11 protein-coding genes and 6 pseudogenes are annotated in these 19,766 nt (G+C 54.3%); 14 read left to right on the top strand and 3 right to left on the bottom strand.

What is annotated here, in order from left to right; all coding sequences use genetic code 11:
• Positions 1-29: 29 nt before the first annotated feature.
• A pseudogene (locus GPOALKHO_RS07195) lies at positions 30-644 on the bottom strand (response regulator).
• An 853-nt stretch (positions 645-1,497) separates the two neighbouring features.
• On the opposite strand from GPOALKHO_RS07195, the pseudogene GPOALKHO_RS07190 reads away from it, so the two are divergent.
• The 5 genes and pseudogenes from GPOALKHO_RS07190 to nhaA all read left to right on the top strand — a co-directional run.
• A pseudogene (locus GPOALKHO_RS07190) lies at positions 1,498-3,294 on the top strand (aspartate kinase); the annotation flags it as partial.
• Between the two features lies 1 nt (position 3,295).
• Complete coding sequence (locus GPOALKHO_RS07185) at positions 3,296-3,544, top strand: hypothetical protein (protein ID WP_406701917.1); 249 nt, start codon at positions 3,296-3,298, stop codon at positions 3,542-3,544.
• 304 nt (positions 3,545-3,848) lie between these two features.
• Complete coding sequence (gene dnaK / locus GPOALKHO_RS07180; RefSeq protein ID WP_406701916.1) at positions 3,849-5,759, top strand: molecular chaperone DnaK; 1,911 nt, start codon at positions 3,849-3,851, stop codon at positions 5,757-5,759.
• A gap of 98 nt (positions 5,760-5,857) precedes the next feature.
• Positions 5,858-6,994 (top strand): molecular chaperone DnaJ, encoded by a 1,137-nt coding sequence (gene dnaJ, locus GPOALKHO_RS07175; protein WP_406701915.1) that lies wholly within the window; start codon positions 5,858-5,860, stop codon positions 6,992-6,994.
• Positions 6,995-7,147: 153 nt separating this feature from the next.
• On the top strand, positions 7,148-8,371 hold the full coding sequence (nhaA, locus tag GPOALKHO_RS07170; RefSeq protein ID WP_406701914.1) for a Na+/H+ antiporter NhaA: 1,224 nt from the start codon (positions 7,148-7,150) through the stop codon (positions 8,369-8,371).
• Between the two features lie 153 nt (positions 8,372-8,524).
• On the opposite strand, the gene rpsT is transcribed toward nhaA, so the two are convergent.
• A complete protein-coding gene (rpsT, locus tag GPOALKHO_RS07165) occupies positions 8,525-8,788 on the bottom strand; it encodes a 30S ribosomal protein S20 (protein ID WP_406701913.1) in 264 nt (87 codons plus the stop codon).
• Positions 8,789-9,158: 370 nt separating this feature from the next.
• On the opposite strand from rpsT, the gene ribF reads away from it, so the two are divergent.
• The 7 genes and pseudogenes from ribF to GPOALKHO_RS07130 all read left to right on the top strand — a co-directional run.
• Positions 9,159-10,097, top strand: a complete 939-nt coding sequence (gene ribF / locus GPOALKHO_RS07160) for a bifunctional riboflavin kinase/FAD synthetase (RefSeq protein WP_406703434.1) — start codon at positions 9,159-9,161, stop codon at positions 10,095-10,097.
• 31 nt (positions 10,098-10,128) lie between these two features.
• Entirely contained in the window at positions 10,129-12,948 is a 2,820-nt protein-coding gene (gene ileS, locus GPOALKHO_RS07155; RefSeq protein ID WP_406701911.1) for an isoleucine--tRNA ligase, read from the top strand.
• Positions 12,948-13,454: a signal peptidase II gene (lspA, locus tag GPOALKHO_RS07150; RefSeq protein WP_406701910.1), complete on the top strand. Its 507-nt coding sequence runs from the start codon at positions 12,948-12,950 to the stop codon at positions 13,452-13,454. The genes ileS and lspA overlap by 1 nt, the downstream gene beginning before the upstream one ends.
• A 108-nt stretch (positions 13,455-13,562) precedes the next feature.
• Positions 13,563-13,838, top strand: coding sequence for an FKBP-type peptidyl-prolyl cis-trans isomerase (fkpB, locus tag GPOALKHO_RS07145; RefSeq protein ID WP_406701908.1), 276 nt, complete (start codon positions 13,563-13,565; stop codon positions 13,836-13,838).
• 20 nt (positions 13,839-13,858) lie between these two features.
• Positions 13,859-14,794 carry a 4-hydroxy-3-methylbut-2-enyl diphosphate reductase gene (ispH, locus tag GPOALKHO_RS07140; RefSeq protein WP_406701907.1) on the top strand — a complete coding sequence of 312 codons (936 nt, stop codon included), beginning with the start codon at positions 13,859-13,861 and terminating at the stop codon, positions 14,792-14,794.
• A 934-nt stretch (positions 14,795-15,728) separates the two neighbouring features.
• Positions 15,729-16,549, top strand: a pseudogene (gene dapB, locus GPOALKHO_RS07135) (4-hydroxy-tetrahydrodipicolinate reductase).
• Positions 16,550-16,992: 443 nt separating this feature from the next.
• A pseudogene (locus GPOALKHO_RS07130) lies at positions 16,993-17,813 on the top strand (glutamine amidotransferase-related protein); the annotation flags it as partial.
• A gap of 92 nt (positions 17,814-17,905) precedes the next feature.
• Here the strand turns inward: GPOALKHO_RS07130 and GPOALKHO_RS07125 are convergent.
• On the bottom strand, positions 17,906-18,118 hold the full coding sequence (locus GPOALKHO_RS07125) for a hypothetical protein (RefSeq protein WP_406701906.1): 213 nt from the start codon (positions 18,116-18,118) through the stop codon (positions 17,906-17,908).
• Here GPOALKHO_RS07125 and carB point away from each other — a divergent pair.
• Positions 18,099-19,069, top strand: a pseudogene (gene carB / locus GPOALKHO_RS07120) (carbamoyl phosphate synthase large subunit); the annotation flags it as partial. The gene GPOALKHO_RS07125 and the pseudogene carB sit on opposite strands and share 20 nt — an antisense overlap.
• A 196-nt stretch (positions 19,070-19,265) precedes the next feature.
• A pseudogene (folA, locus tag GPOALKHO_RS07115) lies at positions 19,266-19,745 on the top strand (type 3 dihydrofolate reductase); the annotation flags it as partial.
• Positions 19,746-19,766: the final 21 nt, after the last annotated feature.

The following is a 19,766-nucleotide window of genomic DNA, read 5'->3' as shown; positions in this document are numbered from 1 at the left end:
GTGCAGCCTACCCGCACTAAGGAATTTGGTTACAAGGGGGCAGGAAGCCGTTTACAGGTTGGTGAGGAAAGACATCGGCCGCCTGCCAAATCGCTGCAGAAACGATAATCTTCGCCATGAGTGGTGGCGATGATTTCTAGCGTATCTTGCCTAGATTCTCGCAAAATGCAGCATGGAGCGGAATTCGCTGTGCGGTAGCTTGTAACTCTCACTCTGAGCTAAGCAGCGAACGGCTATTGATATTAAGCTACAATTGAATTTATAGCTCTTCACCAATTTTCGCTCCCCAAGCATGTCGCCCAAACTTATGGTGCGGGATAGCAAATTGCGTGCACACAATAGGGAGTTCGCGGGGGTTGAAGGGCTATAGAATCGTCGACGCCGATTTTCAGCCCAAGGATCTTGTCAGCTTCGTGATAGCGGCCGGTGAGAAACACCAAAGCGACGCTGGCATGCTCACAAAGTTCTCACGCCAGCAATAAACCATTTTACCTGGCAGGCTGATTTCAGCATAATCAAATTAATGTCACGTTCTGACAGAACGTGGTGTATCCCTGCGTCGTGGATAGCTTCATGGACCATATAGCCTTCGGCTTCAAAATGCTTTTGAGGATATTACGAGTAACTGACGGCGGTGTCTGCATATTTTGCTACTTAGAAGAGGAGGTACTCAAACCGCTGGTCAGTCCTTAACGGAGCGGAGGAATAAGACGTATCCCAAAGGCTTCAGGCCTAAGCATATCGTGCCATATCGTGATTAACGCTCTGTTACCGGCGACACCTACTTGGAGGCCTGTTTTCTCGAGCTTAAACGCTGCATAGCTTACTCTTATTAACAATAATACAACAGAGTCAACAGAATTTATTATTCAAGAATAATATCATTTTCTGACGTATATCAAAATAAACCCTAACACCTGTTCTATTTCTGTAGATAAGGTTAACAGCGTGGCACGCTAGATAATTTTCACGTCTCTTTATGCGCCATTGTCTTATTATTGTTTAACCCGACAAGACGTTCGAGTGAAATAAGGCAACTGAACGGCCGCCGGAGGGACGCAGCCCGGCGTTTGGCCCGATGCTGTGAGCGATAATGGCTAGGCATATTAGCCTGCATTATCGGTAATAATAATGCGTTTCCGCGTGCCTTTGGCGCAGGTGCGTGGTATCGCACGGTATCGACTGGTCCGACTCAAGTCATGCAGCCGGCCGTAAAGCAGATATTCATTGGCTTTAGCGTCTGATTGCTTTAGCCAACAGAATACTAATAAAAACAGTGATAATGCCAACCATCATGCGTACTCTCTTCAGCCACGGCACCATTATTTACCATCACTGATACCACCACGGGTAGCGGCGCGGACTGACGTATATAGGAACCCAGAAAAAGCTCGCATCTTGACAGTGCGATTTTTAAGCTTAATTCAGGAGATGAAACAGAAATGCAAGCACTGAAAATTCGGTGGTACCTCCTCCGTCGCCAACGAGGAGCGTTTTATCCGCATCGCCGACATCTTTGAGAGTAATATCCGCCAGGGAAGGTGGCGGCGGTATTATTCGCGCCGGCAAAAATCACAAACCACTTGGTTGCGGTGGCATACTATACCCTAAACGACATTGATATCCAGCTGAATATCCTTGACGCCGAACAGATCTTTATCCGACTGTTGAACGGGTTGGCCACAGCCAAGCCGGAGTTTGCTCATCCGGTGCTGCGTAGCCAGGTAGGGTAGGAGTTCCGCAGCTCAAATAGTTACTGCACGGCATTTCACTGCGCAATACCGCGCTGATAGCGTTAACGCCGCGATCATCAGCCGCGAAAACTCTCCATAACTCTCCATCACGCCAATGGAAGCGCTATTGCGCGCTCGCGGCTTCAACAACGTGACGGTCATTCGACTCGGTGGAGAGGCTGATGGCGCATGGGCTATCTTGGATCGACGATAGATATCGCCGAGTCTACCCGGCGCCTTAACGATATCCCCCGCCGATCTATCCTAATGGCGGGCTTTACCGCTGGTAACGAGCGCGGTGAACTGGTAGTACCTGGCCGCAGATCCGATTACTCGGCGGCGGTTCCGGCGGCCTTTCTGCGCGCCGGTTGCTGCGAAATCTGGATGAATGTAAACGGCGTTTATACCTGCGATCCCAATCAGGTTCCAGATGCGCGGGTTTACTCAGTCGGCTATTCTATCAAGAAGCGATGGAACTTTTCTACTTTGGCGCCAAAGTTCTTCATCCCCGAACTATCGTCCCTATCGCGCAGTTCCAAATTCCTTGTCTTATCAAAAACCACCAATCCTCAGGCGCCAGGCACGTTAATCTGGCCCACAAGCGCTGAGGAAGGTAACCCAGTCAAGGTTCACCCATCTGAATAATATGGCAATGATCAATGTTTCCAGCCTGAAAATGAAAGGCATGATTGGCATGGCAGCGCGGGTTTCGCGGCAATGCCGCGCTCCGGCAGCTCCGTGGTGCTGATTACGCAATCCTCTCGGAATGTAATCAGTTTTTGCGTGTCGCAGCATGAGTTGACGAGGCGCCAGCGGCGCGCTGAACCTGGAGTTGAAGACGACTTACTAGAGCCGATAGGTGTGGTTTCCCGCTTGGCGATTATTTCGGCGGTCGGCGACGGAATGCGCATTCAGCGCGATCTGTCCGCCAAACTTCTTGCGGCGCTGGCGCGCGCCAATATCAACATCGTCGTATCGCCCGGGGATCCTCTCTGAGTATTCCATCTTGGTAGTGGTGTACAATGGCAGCACCACCTTACCGGTGCACGGGTCGTGCATGAGATGCTGTTCAATACCGATTAGGTTATTGAAGTTTTCATCATCAGCTCGGGGACGTTGGTGGCGCGCTGATCGAGTAGATCCTCCGTCAGCACACGTGGCTAAAGGATCAGTGTATAGATTTACGGGTATAGTCAACTCGCGCGCTTTGTGACCAATCTGCACGGCATGACTTGGTTAACTGGCAGGAGCGTTGGCGGAGGCGTGCAAGCCGTTCAACCCGGGGCGGTATCACCTACTTAACCCGGTGATCGTCGATTGCACCAGTAGTGAGGTCGGTGGCCAACCAGTATGAGAATTTCCTGTCGGATGGTTTCCAGGTGGTAACGCTCAATAAAAGCCAATGCCGCCTCAATGGATTATTTTACCATCAAAATGCGCGCTGTCGGTTTTCGAAAATTTACAGAACTTATTAAATTCCGGTGACGAGTTGACCCGGTTTTCCGGTATTCTTTCCGGCTCGTTACCGTTTATTTTCGGCAAACTGGATGAGGGTATTAGCTGTGTTGGCAACGCTTCTGGTGCGCGGCATTAGCGCGCCCGTCGCGCTGGAGGCCAATCGCGTGGCAATTATCACCCTGGCGTTCGGCTACATCGTCGCCGATGTGGTGATTGATCGGTTTTGGCGCGCAATCTTTATTACACCGATGGCGCCCGCCGTCCTGGTGCGTGCTGGTGCTGACGTTGATCGGGGTTGGGCTGGTGCTGCTGGGAAGCGCGAAGCGTATGCTGCCCAGCAGCGATGGGGCTGAAGCGGGATGTTGTAGGAGTGGCCAATTGCCGGTTTGACCGCGCAAGACTTAGGCCAGAGGGCAGCAACTGCTGACCGGCGGCGGATAACAGCGCGCGTCATAGGGGACGTCCGGCGCATAAGGCCCTATCGCGTGACTTTTGCCGTTACCCATTGATGCAGGACGATATGACCTCATCTTACCTTGCATCCAACGTTGTTGAACCTGGGAAATAATCGGGCGGCGAAAACTTGAAAAGTTCATTTGCAGCCGCATATCAGGTTTACGACCACAATGAAATTGAACTTTTAGTGGAGATGTTTAGATGGGAAAAATCATTGGTATCGACTTGGGTACGACCAACTCCTGCATCGCAATTATCGAAGGCAGCAAACCTCGCGTACTTGAAAACAGCGAAGGCGATCGTACGACTCCTTCCATCATTGCCTATACGCAGGATGGTGAAATTCTGGTTGGCCAACCGGCTAAACGTCAGTCCGTTACTAACCCGCAAAATACCTTGTTCGCCATCAAGCGTCTGATTGGCCGTTGTTTTAAGGATGAAGAAGTGCAGCGCGATGTTAGCATTATGCCATACAAAATCATCGCAGCTGACAATGGCGACGCCTGGTTGGAAATCAAAGGCCAGAAAATGGCGCCGCCGCAGATTTCAGCTGAAATCCTTAAGAAGATGAAAAAGACCGCGGAAGATTATCTGGGCGAGCCGGTTACCGAAGCGGTTATTACTGTGCCAGCTTATTTTAACGATACGCAGCGCCAGGCGACCAAAGACGCCGGCCGTATCGCCGGCCTGGATGTTAAGCGTATCATCAACGAACCGACCGCCGCCGCGCTGGCCTATGGCCTCGACAAAGAAACTGGTAACCGTACTATCGCGGTATATGACCTGGGCGGCGGGACATTTGATATTTCGATTATCGAAATCGACGATGTCGACGGCGAAAAAACCTTCGAAGTCCTGGCGACCAACGGCGATACCCATCTAGGCGGTGAAGACTTTGACAGCCGCTTAATCAATCATCTGGTGGATGAATTCAAGAAAGATCAGGGTATCGATCTGCGCAACGATCCGCTGGCGATGCAGCGCCTGAAAGACGCCGCTGAAAAAGCTAAGATCGAACTATCTTCCGCACAACAGACCGATGTCAACCTACCCTACATCACGGCCGACGGTTCTGGTCCGAAACACATGAACCTGAAAGTGACTCGCGCCAAGCTGGAGTCGCTGGTGGAAGAGCTGGTCAATCACACGCTTGAGCCGCTGAAAGTGGCACTGAAAGATGCTAGCTTATCGGTTTCGGACATCAAAGACGTTATTCTGGTGGGTGGGCAGACCCGCATGCCGCTGGTGCAGAAGAAAGTGACCGACTTCTTCGGCAAAGAGCCGCGTAAAGACGTTAACCCGGATGAAGCAGTTGCCATTGGCGCTGCGGTTCAGGGCGGTGTGCTGGCTGGCGATGTGAAAGACGTGCTACTGCTGGACGTGACCCCGTTGTCGCTGGGTATCGAAACTATGGGTGGCGTAATGACGCCTCTGATTGCCAAGAACACCACCATCCCGACCAAGCACAGCCAGGTGTTCTCCACTGCGGAAGATAATCAGTCCGCCGTAACCATCCATGTTCTTCAAGGCGAACGTAAGCGCGCCGGAGATAACAAATCCCTAGGCCAATTCAACCTGGACGGCATTGCAGCGGCCATGCGAGGCATACCGCAGATTGAAGTGACATTTGATATCGACGCCGACGGGATTCTGCATGTCTCCGCCAAAGACAAGAACAGTGGCCGCGAACAGAAAATCACCATCAAGGCTTCCTCGGGTCTGAACGAAGAGGAAATCCAGAGAATGGTGCAGGAAGCGGAAGCCAATGCCGAATCTGACCGCAAGTTTGAAGAGCTAGTTCAGACCCGTAACCAGGCCGATCATCTACTGCACAGCACCCGTAAGCAGCTGGAAGGCGCGGACGACAAACTGCAGGCTGACGATAAGGCCGCTATCAAAGAAGCTCTGAAAAATCTCGACACCGCGCTGAAAGACGAAGATAAAGCCGACATCGAAGCGAAAATGCAGGCGCTTATTCAGGTCTCCGGCAAACTGCTCGAAGTGGCTCAGAAGCAGGCTCAGTCGGCTGGCGAAGGCGGCACGGATGGCATCGCCAAGGCGGACGACGATGTGGTCGACGCCGAATTTGAAGAAGTTAAAGACAAAAAATAATCGTCCTGAATAGGCACGGAGGCGCACACCCGCCGTAATAGGCACGGGCGTCGAACTCTGCGCCCGTGCAAGCGTGTTGAGGACAGAAAGAGACGACGATGGCGAAATCAGACTACTACGAGATTTTAGGTGTTTCTCCGGATGCGGAAGAGCGTGAAATCAAAAAGGCCTATAAACGCCTGGCGATAAAATTCCACCCGGATCGCAACCCAGGGAATGCTGAAGCCGAAGCGAAATTCAAAGAGATCAAAAAAGCCTATGAAGTGCTAACAGACGTACAAAAGCGCGCTGCCTACGACCAATATGGTCATGCGGCCTTTGAACAGGGCGGCATGAGCGGCGGCGGTTTCAGCGGCAGTGCCGGCGGCGCGGATTTCAGTGATATTTTCGGCGATGTTTTTGGCGACATCTTTGGCGGCGGCCGGCGTCAAGGCGCCGGCCGGGGCGCGGATTTACGCTATAACATAGAGCTTTCCCTTGAGGAAGCGGTGCACGGCGTTACTCGTGAAATTCGTATCCCTACGCTTGAAGAGTGTGATGTTTGCTACGGCAGCGGCGCGAAGCCGGGTACTTCGGCTGTAACTTGTCCGACCTGTCACGGCCAGGGCCAGGTGCAGATGCGCCAGGGTTTTTTCGCCGTACAGCAGACGTGTCCAACCTGTCAGGGGCATGGCAAGATCATTAAAAATCCTTGCGCCAAATGTCACGGCCATGGCCGGATAGAAAAGTCCAAGACGCTGTCGGTAAAGATCCCGGCCGGCGTGGGTACAGGCGATCGTATCCGCTTAACTGGCGAAGGCGAAACCGGCGAGCATGGGGTGGGTGCGGGGGATCTGTACGTACAGGTCCAGGTGCGTAAACATTCTATTTTTGAACGCGAAGAAAACAACCTTTACTGTGAAGTGCCGATCAACTTCGCCATGGCGGCGCTGGGTGGCGAGATCGAAGTCCCGACGCTCAACGGCCGGGTCAAGCTGAAAGTGCCGGCGGAAACGCAAACCGGTAAATTATTTCGTATGCGCGGCAAAGGCGTGAAGTCCGTGCGTGGCGGGTCGCAAGGCGATTTGCTGTGCCGGGTCGTGGTGGAGACGCCCGTAAAACTCAACGAGCGCCAGAAACAGCTACTCCGCGAACTGGAAGAGAGCTTTGGTGGGCCGAGCGGCGATCAGAACAGTCCGCGCTCGAAAAGCTTTCTCGACGGTGTGAAAAGGTTTTTTGACGATTTGACCCACTGAATAGGCTCTGCCTCTAGTGTGGCGTAAATCTCCCAGACCCTGCGCCGGGTTTTGCCGCGCCGCCGGCGCCCTAAGCGAATTTTCGTCAGAAAAGAGGCTTTTCATTTACCCTTGCCACACAAAATTCCTTCTCAGCCAAAATTGAGGATCGTTATGTTCGCTGCGTCTTTACACCGCATGTTTGACCACCCAGCTGCCGGCGGCGTCTTGCTTTTTGTCGCCGCGCTTGCAGCTATTGTGATGGTCAATAGTGACGCCAGCACGCTCTATGACGCCATCATTCATTTTCCAGTACGGCCCGGGGGCGAAACCCCCGCACATCTAACCGTGCAGCTGATCGTTAACGATGGTCTAATGGCTGTGTTTTTCTTATCCGTCGGCCTGGAAGTCAAGTACGAACTGTTGCGGGGGGCACTCAATAGCCGCGCGCGGGCGGCGTTTCCTGTCATTGCCGCGCTGGGAGGAATGGCTGCGCCGGCGTTGATTTATGGCCTGATCACCGCCGGCGCGCCGGCATTGCGCGCCGGCTGGGCAATTCCGGCCGCCACCGATATCTCCTTCGCCGTCGGCGTGTTGGCCCTGTTGGGAACGCGGGTGCCGGCTAGCTTGAAAGTGTTTTTGCTGGCGCTGGCGATTATTGATGATCTTGGTGCGATAGTGATTATCGCGCTGTTCTACAATGGCGCGCCTAATCCGCTGGCGCTAGCCGCGGCAGGAGGCATCATCGGGGTAATGGCGCTGATGAATCGCGCCAACGTCCGGCTTCTCGTGCTTTACTTGCTGCTGGGGACGGCACTGTGGGGCTGTATCTTGCTTTCGGGTATTCACCCTACACTCGCCGGCGTAATAGTAGGAGGGCTTATCCCGCTCACGCTGCCGGCAACCGACAAATCGCCAGCGCGTGCCCTGGAGCACTGGCTGCAGCCGTGGGTGGTGTATTTGATTTTGCCGCTATTTGCTTTCGCTAACGCCGGTATCTCGCTGCGGTGTGCAGCGCCGTGGCATTTAGTTTCACTGCTGACATTGGGGATTGCCGTTGGGTTAGTAGTCGGCAAACCGCTAGGGATAGTGCTGTTTACCGCCGCAGCCGTGAAGCTTCGCTTGGCCCGACTGCCCGCCGGCATGGCGTTTTACCACATTGCCGCAGTGGGGGTGCTGTGCGGTATCGGGTTTACAATGTCGATCTTTATCACCAATTTGGCGTTTGGGCAGGGGGATCCGACCACTATCATGCTGGCAAAGGTCGGCATTTTATCCGGCTCAGTGATCGCGGCGCTTTTGGGCTACCTGTTATTACGCGCGGTTCTACCGCGACCGCAGGGGAGCAGCGCGTTTGTCGCTCGGGCGTTGCCAGGGAAAGGAGATACTCGCACCTAATCACAAACCAGTAGCTGTAGACAGGGTCATTGCCAGATCCGCTTGCCCGCTAGGAGATAAAGCTAACTGGGCAATTCCGTTTGCGCTCGACAAGCGTTTAACGCCGGCTTGTAAAACCGGCTAGGGCGATTTTCTTAACAAAGCACAACTCCATTACTGCATGACGTTGATTTGCGCGGTCAGGTTCGATTTATGACGTGCAGCTTTGTTTTTGTGGATCAACCCTTTGCTGGCCTGACGATCAACAATCGGTTGCATGGCAGAAAAGGCATTCTGCGCAGCTTCTTTGTCGCCGGCGGCGATAGCCGCGTAAACCTTTTTCACAAAGGTGCGCATCATGGAGCGACGGCTTGCATTATGGTGACGACGCTTCTCAGACTGTACAGCGCGTTTCCTAGCTGATTTGATATTAGCCAAGGTTAAACTCCCAAACTTGTTCCATGAGACAATTCAAAGGCCTGGGAATATGCCCGTTCGGTCTTCTTTTGTCAATGGATTTGTGCAAATAAGTGCCGCCTAAACGTGCGATGCCTGTTACAGGCTGATACAATAAGTGTTTCATGCGAAAAAGCGTTTACCGGCGTGCTGAGCCGGCGATTCGCCCGTGGGCAAGGGCGGACGCGCCGTCCACAAGCGTTTCGCGGCAGCATAACCTACGTGAAAACAGGGCGGAAATAAGCGCGGCTTTCTCTGCGCGCAGTGTCAAAGATTGGAATCGCGGGTTAACCTTAGCGGTGGTATAAGGTATAATCCGCCGATTTCCACTGTTTAGGTGTTTGAGCCCGATATGGAGCTTATTCGCGGCATACATAATTTACAGCCACGTCACCATGGGTGCGTGCTTACCATTGGTAATTTCGACGGCTTTCACCGCGGACACCAGGCGCTCATAGCGGAATTGCAGGCTGAGGCCAGCCGTCGCGGTCTGCCAGTAATGGTGATGATTTTTGAGCCTCAGCCGCAGGAGCATTTCGCCGGCGATGCCGCGCCGGCGCGCTTGACCCGACTGCGCGACAAAGTGAAATACCTGGCGGCCGCCGGCGTGGACATGGTGGTCTGCGTCACTTTCAACAAGCGGTTTGCAGCACTCAGCGCCGGCGCTTTCGTGACTGATCTGCTAGTGCAAAAACTGGGCGTGCGTTTTATCGGCGTCGGCGACGATTTTCGCTTTGGCGCTCGGCGTCAGGGGGATTACGCACTGCTCCAGCAGGTGGGGAAAGCGGCTGGATTCGAGGTGATGAGCATCGCCACCTACGCCGAAAGGGGTCAGCGCATAAGCAGCACTGCCGTGCGCGAGGCGCTGGCGCAGGATCGTCTGATGGAGGCGGGAATGCTTCTTGGTCATCCCTATCGCCTTTCCGGTCGTGTGGTACATGGCGACGCGCTGGGGCGGACGATCGGCTTCCCAACCGCCAACGTGTCGTTGAAAGGGCGGCAGGCTCCCATCAACGGCGTATATGCGGTGGAAGTCTACGGCATCACTGACCGCTCGCTGCCCGGCGTGGCGAGTATCGGCATCCGGCCCACGGTGGCTGGTGTGCGCCAGCGACTGGAAGTGCATTTGCTGGATGTGAACATAAACCTGTACGGTTGCCATATCGAAGTGGTGATTCGCGAAAAAGTGCGCAATGAACAACGATTTGCCTCGCTTGACGACTTAAAGCGGCAAATCGTGAATGATGTGGTGAGCGCCCGCGACTATTTCGGGCTGGCGACGCCTCAATAATGCTCAAACCGAAAACGGAACCGAGAATTGAATGGCTGATTATAAAAACACCCTGAATTTGCCGGACACAGGGTTTCCTATGCGCGGCGATTTGGCCAAGCGTGAACTTGGCGTGCTACAACGCTGGTATGAACAGGATTTGTACGGCATTATTCGTCACGCTAGGAAGGGCAAGAAAACTTTCATTTTGCACGATGGCCCACCGTACGCGAACGGCAGCATTCATATCGGTCACTCTGTCAATAAAATTCTTAAAGATATTATCATTAAATCAAAAGGGTTGATGGGCTATGACTCACCTTATATCCCGGGTTGGGATTGCCATGGCCTGCCGATTGAGCTGAAGGTGGAACAACTGATCGGCAAGCCGGGCGAGAGGGTCAGCGTCGCGGAATTCCGCGCCGCCTGCCGTCGTTTTGCTGCTGAACAGATGGAGGGGCAGAAAAAGGATTTCATTCGTCTTGGCGTGCTTGGCGACTGGGAGCACCCGTATCTGACGATGGATTTCACTACCGAGGCGAATATTATTCGCGCCCTCGGCAAGATTATCGCCAACGGTCATCTGCACAAAGGCGCCAAGCCGGTGCACTGGTGCATCGACTGCCGCTCCGCGCTGGCGGAGGCGGAAGTAGAGTATTATGACCGGATTTCGCCGTCCATCGATGTAACTTTCGCGACCGCAGACGCCGCCGCGGTCGCCGCCAAGTTTGGCATCGCTGATTTTACCGGTCAAGTGTCACTGGTTATCTGGACCACTACGCCGTGGACCCTGCCGGCCAACCGCGCCATCGCCGTCCATCCCGACTTCGACTATCAATGGGCCGAGGTTGACGGGCAAGCCTATATTCTGGCTGCCGATCTAGTGGACAGCGTCATGGCGCGCGCCGGCATCATGGGTTGGACGGTGCTCGGCAGCGCCAAAGGTAGTGCACTGGAGCTGCTGCGGTTTCGTCATCCGTTCATGGGCTTCGATGTACCGGTCATTCTAGGTCAGCACGTGACTCTGGACGCAGGTACCGGTGCGGTGCATACTGCCCCAAGCCATGGCCCTGACGACTATGTCATTGGCCAGCAATACGGTCTGGAGGTCGCCAATCTTGTCGGTCCCGATGGCTGCTATCTATCGAATACGCTGCCGGCGTTGGACGGTTTGCAGGTGTTTAAAGCCAATGGTGTGGTCATCGATCTGCTGCGTGACAGCGGCGCCCTGCTGCACGTGGAAAAGTTAAAGCACAGTTATCCGCACTGCTGGCGTCATAAAACGCCGATTGTCTTTCGCGCCACGCCGCAGTGGTTCATCAGCATGGACCAGCGCGGCCTGCGTAAGCAGTCGTTGGCAGAAATCAAGAACGTGCAGTGGATCCCCAGATGGGGCCAGGCGCGCATTGAAACCATGGTCTCCAACCGTCCCGACTGGTGCGTTTCGCGTCAGCGCACTTGGGGCGTGCCGATGGCGCTGTTCGTGCATAACGAGACCGAAGCGCTACATCCGCGTACTATTGAACTGATGGAAGCGGTGGCGCAGCGGGTTGAGCAGGATGGCATTCAGGCCTGGTGGGATTTGGATCCGGCCGAGATTTTGGGTGACGACGCTGCATATTATCATAAAGTACCGGATACCCTCGACGTTTGGTTCGACTCCGGCTCCACCCACTCCTCCGTGGTGGCGGTGCGGCCGGAATTTGAAGGTCATGCGCCAGACATGTATCTGGAAGGGTCCGACCAGCATCGCGGCTGGTTCATGTCGTCGCTGATGATCTCTACCGCCATGCACGGCAAGGCGCCGTATTGTCAGGTGATGACCCACGGCTTTACCGTTGATGGGGAGGGACGGAAAATGTCCAAATCGGTGGGTAACGTAGTTAGCCCGCAGCAGGTCATGAACAAGTTTGGAGCGGATATTTTGCGTCTATGGGTCGCTTCCACCGATTACACTAGCGAGATGGCGGTGTCCGATGAGATCCTCAAGCGATCCGCCGATGCCTATCGCCGCATCCGCAACACCGCCCGTTTCCTGCTGGCCAACCTGAACGGTTTTGATCCGGCGCGCCACAGCGTCAGCCCGGAGCAGATGGTGGTGCTGGATCGCTGGGCGGTTGGCCGGGCGCAGGCAGCGCAGGCGGAGATCGTTGCCGCTTACGACAGCTATGATTTCCATAATGTCGTACAGCGCATGATGCAGTTCTGTTCCGTCGAGATGGGCTCTTTTTATCTGGATATCATCAAGGACCGTCAGTACACCACTAAAGTGGACAGTATCGCCCGCCGCAGCTGCCAGACTGCGCTGTATCATATCATTGAAGCCCTAGTACGCTGGATGGCGCCCATCATGTCGTTTACCGCCGATGAGATCTGGGGCTTTATGCCTGGGGAACGGGCGCGATATGTCTTTACCGAAGAGTGGTGTGATGACCTGTTCGGACTGGACGCCGCCGCCCAGCCGTTGAACAATGCTTATTGGCAGACCCTGTTGCAGGTGCGCAGCGAAACCAACAAGGTTATCGAGCAGGCGAGGGCGGACAAGCGCATCGGCGCCTCACTAGAGGCTAGTGTCACGCTGTACGCGGAACCGGATCTTGCCGCTTCACTGCGCGAATTAGGCGATGAACTCTACTTTGCATTACTGACCTCAAGCGCGGTCGTAGCAGATTATGGCGACGCCAGTGATGACGCGGTGCAGTGCGAGGGGCTGAGGGGGCTAAAGATTGCCTTGGCAAAAGCCGAGGGGGAAAAATGCCCGCGCTGCTGGCATTATGAAACGGATATCGGTCAACACGCCGATCATCCAGAAATTTGTGGTCGCTGTGTCACCAATGTGGCCAGCCTGGGTGAAGAGCGTAGGTTTGTCTGATGAATAAAACGATGATGTCCACGGGACTGCGCTGGCTTTGGCTAGCACTGGTGGTGCTGGCGCTGGATCTCGGCAGCAAGCAGTGGATCATGGCGCATTTTTGGCTTGGCGAGTCGATGTCGGTCGTCTCGTTTATTAATCTTACCTATGTCCACAATCCGGGCGCCGCCTTCAGTCTCCTGGCGAACAAGGGAGGATGGCAACGTTGGGCGTTTTCCGCCATAACTGTGATCATCGCGGTGGTGCTGCTGGTCATGATCTATCGTTCAGACAAGCGGGCCAGGCTGTCTAACGCCGCCTATGCGATGATTATCGGCGGCGCGCTTGGCAATCTATTCGACAGGATGGTGCACGGCGTGGTAATCGACTTTATTGATTTCTATGTCGGTGATTGGCACTGGCCTACGTTCAACGTGGCGGATGCAGGCATTTGTATTGGCGCCGTACTGATTTGTGCTGGAGGGTTTTGCCGTCCAGTCGGCAAAACCGCCATGCAGAAAGGGTGAAGTGATAGCCAATCACGCCGTGCAACCGGACAGCGTGATGTTGTTGCATTTTGATCTTGGATCGGGCGTGAGAGCAAACCGGCCCTTTTCGGCTTAAGGGACGGCAACATGTCTGTCGAGTTGGAGTGGACGCTGTTCGGCCTGCGGACGGGGACCGAGAAAAGCTTCTCCTTGGTGCTGGAGTCGGCGTTCAGTCCGCCCAATCCCGATCTCATTCAGTTTTATTCGCACCGCAATTTTATTGAGAACGGCGTGCCGGACGTGGGTACCATTATGTTGTTTACCGGCATCAACGGCAGCGAAATGCCTGGGCTGATAAGTGACGTGGCGGACGATTCTATCGCCGTCGATTTTAATCATCAGCTCGCCGGTAAGGTGGAATAGACCCAAACTGGAGGCGAACGATGCGCATACTGCTGGCTAATCCGCGCGGATTTTGCGCCGGCGTTGACCGGGCAATCAGTATCGTTGAGTGCGCGCTGAAAATCTATGGTGCGCCCATCTATGTGCGCCATGAGGTAGTGCATAACCGCTATGTGGTCGATATGCTGCGCCAGCGGGGAGCGATTTTCATCGAGCAAGCCGCTGAAGTGCCTGATGGCTCCGTCCTGATTTTCTCCGCCCACGGCGTCTCCAAGGCAGTGAGGGCAGAAGCGCTTAGTCGCGATTTGACCGTATTTGACGCTACCTGCCCGCTGGTGACTAAAGTGCATATGGAAGTCGCCCGCGCCAGCCGTAATGGAACCGAGGCCATTCTAATTGGCCATACCGGTCATCCTGAAGTGGAAGGCACCATGGGGCAATACAACAACCCCGACGGCGGGATGTATCTAGTCGAATCGCCAGAGGATGTCTGGCGGCTTAACGTCAAAAACGTTGATAATCTATGCCTTATGACCCAGACCACGCTATCGGTAGATGATGCTTCTGACGTGATTGACGCGCTGCGCGCGCGATTTCCAGCGATTATCGCACCGCGCAAAGATGATATTTGCTACGCGACCACCAACCGCCAAGAAGCGGTGCGCAATCTGGCTACCGATGCCGATGTGGTGCTAGTGGTCGGTTCGAGAAACTCCTCCAACTCCAACCGGCTGGCAGAACTAGCACGGCGGGCTGGCAAGCCGGCCTATCTGATTGACAGCGCCGGCGATATACAGGAACGCTGGCTGCAGGGCATGCAAGCAATTGGCGTTGCCGCCGGCGCCTCGGCACCCGACATCCTAGTGCAGCAGGTAATCGAACGTCTGCGCTCGCTGGGCGCCGAAGATGCTGAAGAGCTCATCGGTCGCGAGGAAAATATCGTCTTTGAAGTGCCGAAAGAGCTGCGGTCGACGTGAAGATGGTGGAGTAATGCTATCATCACCGTCTTACCCAACGTTTTCGTAACGAACCCTCCTAAGCCACGAGTCAGTCGAGCCGAAAACGGTAGGTTGGTGCTCCACAGGTGCTGGTGGCAACCTGTAGATGCGCCGTCCAGCTCGCCATGGGGTCACCAGCTGCTTACCGCCGGTGATAAACAGCGTCGCACCTCTGTGGCCGCTAAAGGCGCAGCAGCTGGGTCGCGGACCGGCAGGGCACTGCTCGGCGAGGTGGCGGATACGGTAGCGGCTAAGACTCCTGTGGCTGAAGAGGACGTTATCAAATCCCCCTCATGACTGAGTGCTCCACCCGTCAAGCGTCATATCAGCGATGGCGTGGTTGCGCATCTCCTACGGCAGAATTCCCAGGCCGCTGGCTAAGAAAAACAGTTTGGAATGGTTACGGCGCCGGCCATTTTGACCGGCCGGGTATCGCTCGGGGCAAACCGAAAGCAGACGCCGAGGGGTGCCGCTTCGTTAACGTCCATGGTGCTGAACCACAGGGAACCATCAGGGGAGATGGCATCCCGCTCCGGTCAATATCGGCGTTGTAAAATATCGATCTACAACAGGGAACGACCTTGGTTACACTGGATCGGGAATTGCCCAAACTCGGCGCAATAATCGCACACCGGACGTACCTTACCGCTAAAAGTATCTACATCCTGATCTCACTTTGGCTTGTCGATAGGCGCTAAGTGTGTAGCGACTTTACGGATGGGGAAAGTGTAACAACGCCTTGGCTATGAATAAGCATTCAAATGCGCTGCGTGGCGTAAAATATCGTCGGCCAGCCGTTTAGCTCATCCTTTGCGCGCCCGAGCGCAAATTTATCGTCACCACGGATTTCTGCTGGCGGCGGCGCTCCGGCACGGTTAACCTGGGAATAACAGACAACAAAGTGAGAGAATCCATGAGCAACACACCAATCCGCATCGCGGTCGCCGGCGCGGGTGGCCGTATGGGGCGCCAGCTAATCCAGGCGGTGGCGCGGTCTGAACAGGCGTCGCTGGGCGTGGCGTTAAGCCGCGACGGTTCAGGATTGTGCGGGATAGACGCCGGTGAGCTAGCCGATATCGGCGCTCTTGGTGTCACGATAAGCGACGATCTCGCGGCGGCCAAAGAGGATTTTGATGTCCTCATTGATTTTACCCGACCCGACGCTAGCCTGACGTACCTGGAGTTTTGCCGTCAGCATCACAAAGGCATTGTCATCGGCACCACTGGATTTAGCGATGCGCAGAAAGAGGCTATTTACGCAGCAGCGCAGGAGACGGGCATTGTTTTCGCCGCCAACTTCAGCGTCGGGATCAATCTGATGCTTAAGTTGCTGGAGAAAGTGGCGCAGGTGATGGGAGAAGAGGCCGATATTGAAATTATCGAGGCGCATCACCGCCATAAAGTAGATGCCCCGTCAGGCACAGCGCTAGCCATGGGGAAGCGATTGCTGACGCCCTCGGGCGCGATCTTGCTGATTGCGCGGTGTACAGCCGTGAAGGCCATACTGGTGAGCGCAAAGCGAAAAGCATCGGCTTTGCCACGGTGCGGGCCGGTGACATCGTGGGTGAGCATACCGCCATGTTTGCCGAGGTCGGCGAGCGCCTGGAGATCACTCACAAAGCGTCAAGTAGAATGACTTTCGCCAGCGGAGCGGTACGTGCTGCCGTTTGGCTTTGGGGCCAGAAAAATGGCCTTTTTGATATGGTGAATGTGATTGGTCTTGACAAATTATAGGGTTTCTTCTGAATTATTTTTATTCATATTGAATAATCAGGGGCTGGCCGTTTAAGTTGTCTAGTTTTTGCCAATTTAAGTTGATTCCCTCGTTAGACTCCCCTGTTAATATTAACAGGGAATTATACGGCACCGTCAGCGGTTTCTGTTGCCAAAGATGCCGAAGAGCACCGTTTGCCGTTCTGGCACTACGAAAATAGCGAGTAACCGTTTTCCTAGGTTGTTTGTTCTCTTTTTACGCTGTTCATGCTCTCATTAACGCTAACGCGGATGAAAGCAAATAAAATACCCCTTGAGGGTAGACAAACTATTGAGCCGTATTTAAAACTCGCCAAATTTGCCGAAATTTTACCTTACAGGTTGTTTTTGCATTGATTCATGTCATTTGAATGAATATGCAACATAATGACTTAATATTCTTTTGAAACAGACGACGAATTTTCAACGTGCAGGCGCTGATGATCCGGCGACCTGCCTTCATCGCCAGCAACTTTTACGATGCGCTATCGCTCTCGAATTATCCGAAGCAGCAGAATATTGTCTGCATCGCCGATATCGATACTCGTAAGCTGACGCGTCTGCTGCTGGGAAAAGGGCACAAAACGGCTGTACCATCGCAGGTGATAATCCGGATACGCAGCTGGTGCTACGAAAGTTCGCGAATTCCCCGACCTGAACGGCATGGAATAGACCTGGCGCAAGAGGTGAGTACTACCGAACAGTACAGCTAGACCCAGGGCAGTTGGACTCTGGATGGGGATTACCTGCGCCAGCGACTGATCTGCCTTACCATGTAGTGCTTATGACTATATGGGTCAAGCGCAATATTGGGATCAAGCGCAATATCATGCGCACACTGGTGGATCGGGCTGCCGCTTAACGATGATACTGACGCAAGCGCCGGCTGAAACGGTGCTGGCCATGAACCCGATGGCAGGGAATCCAGCGCTCTACGCTTATGCGACGCAGTCATCCAACCTTTCCGCCGATATTCCGCTGTTCGGCATTTGCCTGAGCCATCAATTGCTGGCGCTGGCCAGTGGCGCCAAGATGGTAAAGATGAAATCGGTCACCACGACGGCAACCATTCTGTAAAAATTTGGCGGCCGATTGGGTGATGATCACCGCCCAGAACCACGGCTTCGCGGCGGATGAAAAAACGTTGCCCACGCTCAGGGTAACCCATATCTCACTGTTTGACGGCACGCTTCAGAGCCTGTACCGCACCGACAAACCGGAGTTCAGTTTACAGGGACATCCTGAGGTCCTGGGCGCCAGCCTCCCTATCTTTATCGGTCAGGCGTGCGAGTTCGATTATTCCGGTGCGCAAGTGTGCAAGGCCCTGCGCGAAGATGGCTATCGCATGGCGCGATAATCGAAAAAGAGCGGCCTGATGCGCTGTTGACAATCATGGGGTAGCCAGACGGTGCTCAACTGTGCCCTGGAGCTCAAGCGTAAGGGGCGCTGAAAGCGTTCGACGTGGAGATGATCGACGCCATCGCTGATGCGATCGACAAAGCGGAACACCGCCAACGTTCGATAAGGCAATAGCGCGGTTAGCGTGTCCAATGATGCGCCGGTGCTGCTTGACCATTCCTGGATGATACGGTGGAAGGGAAGTGGATGTCGATGGCGATATCATGGAGCACATTGAATAGGCTGGGATGCACTCCGGCGACTCGGCCTGTTCACTGCCGGCGTATATGCCGAGCCGTGAAATTCAGGATGTCATACGACAGCATGTGGAGAACTGGTGCTTAAGCTGCAGGTCATATGGCTGATGAACCTCCAGTTCGCGATGCGCGATGAAGGATAATGAGGTGTAGCTCATCGAAGTCAATCTCCGCGCCGCGCGCACAGCGCCATGTGTTTCAAAGCCACTGGCGTGGCCTTGGCAAAGGTGGCCCGCCCGAGTGATGGTCGGCAAATCCTCGATGGCACAGGGAGTGACGCGCGCGTGAAGTCATCTCCAGCACTACCCGACGAAAGAAGTGGTACTGCCGTTTACAAATTCCCCTGCGTGGACACGATTTGGGGACCGGAGGTGCGTTCTATCGGCAAGGTCATGGGCGTGTGGCGGACCTTCGCCAAGGCGTTCTCCAAGGTGATGCTCGGCAGTCAGTTGCGCAAAAGCGGCCATGCGCTGCTGTCGGTGCGTGAGGCGACAAAGCCAGGTGGTAGATTTCCAAACTGCTGATGAAACACAGCTTTGATCTGGACACTACCCACGGCACGACAGTAATCCTGTGTGAGACCGGTATCAATTCTCGTCTGGTAAATAAAGTCCATGAGGAACGGCCACATATCCGGATTAAAAACAGCGAATACAGCTAATGCCATCTTCGGCCGTCTTAGGAGCTTGAGGATTCCAAACTCATCCGCTGGCGCAGCGCCTTGCAGTATAAAGTCCATTTCGACACAATGCTAAATGGTGGGTTCGTTACCGCGATGTTCCTCAACTCTGACGTCAGTGCTCAGGTAATTTCGATGCAGGAAATGCATGCGCAAAGCATCGGCTGAATCCGCGTGTAACGGTGTTAAAAGGGTGCGAAAGCATCCTTTTATGGCTGTTTCGCTCCAGTTTAACCGATTTCCTTCTGTCGGTGCGGCACTTTTAAGTGCTTTCTGAAATTTTCACGCTTTACAAAAGCCAACTATCGACGCTCAGGATCTCTTTCCGTATAGTGTCAGCAATTTTGTTGCCTATAAGGTTTTTATGATTATTAGCCTGATTGCCGCCCTGACGGTAGATCGTGTGATTGGGATGGGAAATGCCATGCCATGGCATCTTTCCGCCGATCTGGCTTGGTTTAAACGTAACACGCTCGACAAACCGATTATCATGGGGCGCCGGACGTTTGAGTCCATTGGCAAGGCATTGCCGAGAAGACACAATATCGTGCTGAGCAGTCATCCCGGCGGTAATGACGTGGTGACCTGGGTGTCAACACCTGCGCAAGCGCTGGCCGCGGCGGGTACGGTGGCAGAAGTGATGGTCATCGGCGGTGGAGAAGTTTATGAGATCTTTTTACCGCAGGCCGGGCGGCTCTATCTGACCCATGTCGATGCGGAAGTGGATGGCGATACCTGGTTTCCAGATTATGAGCTGGATGAATGGCAATCCACCTTCAGTGAATTCCATGACGATGACGAGAAAAACACTCACAGTTACTGCTTTGAAATTCTGGAGCGCCGCGGCTGTGCGCGGCTTATCCTC

It is taken from the genome of Sodalis sp. (in: enterobacteria) (genome assembly GCF_036327475.1).
GTDB lineage: Bacteria > Pseudomonadota > Gammaproteobacteria > Enterobacterales > Enterobacteriaceae.
This window is presented reverse-complemented; position numbering and strand designations above follow the sequence as displayed.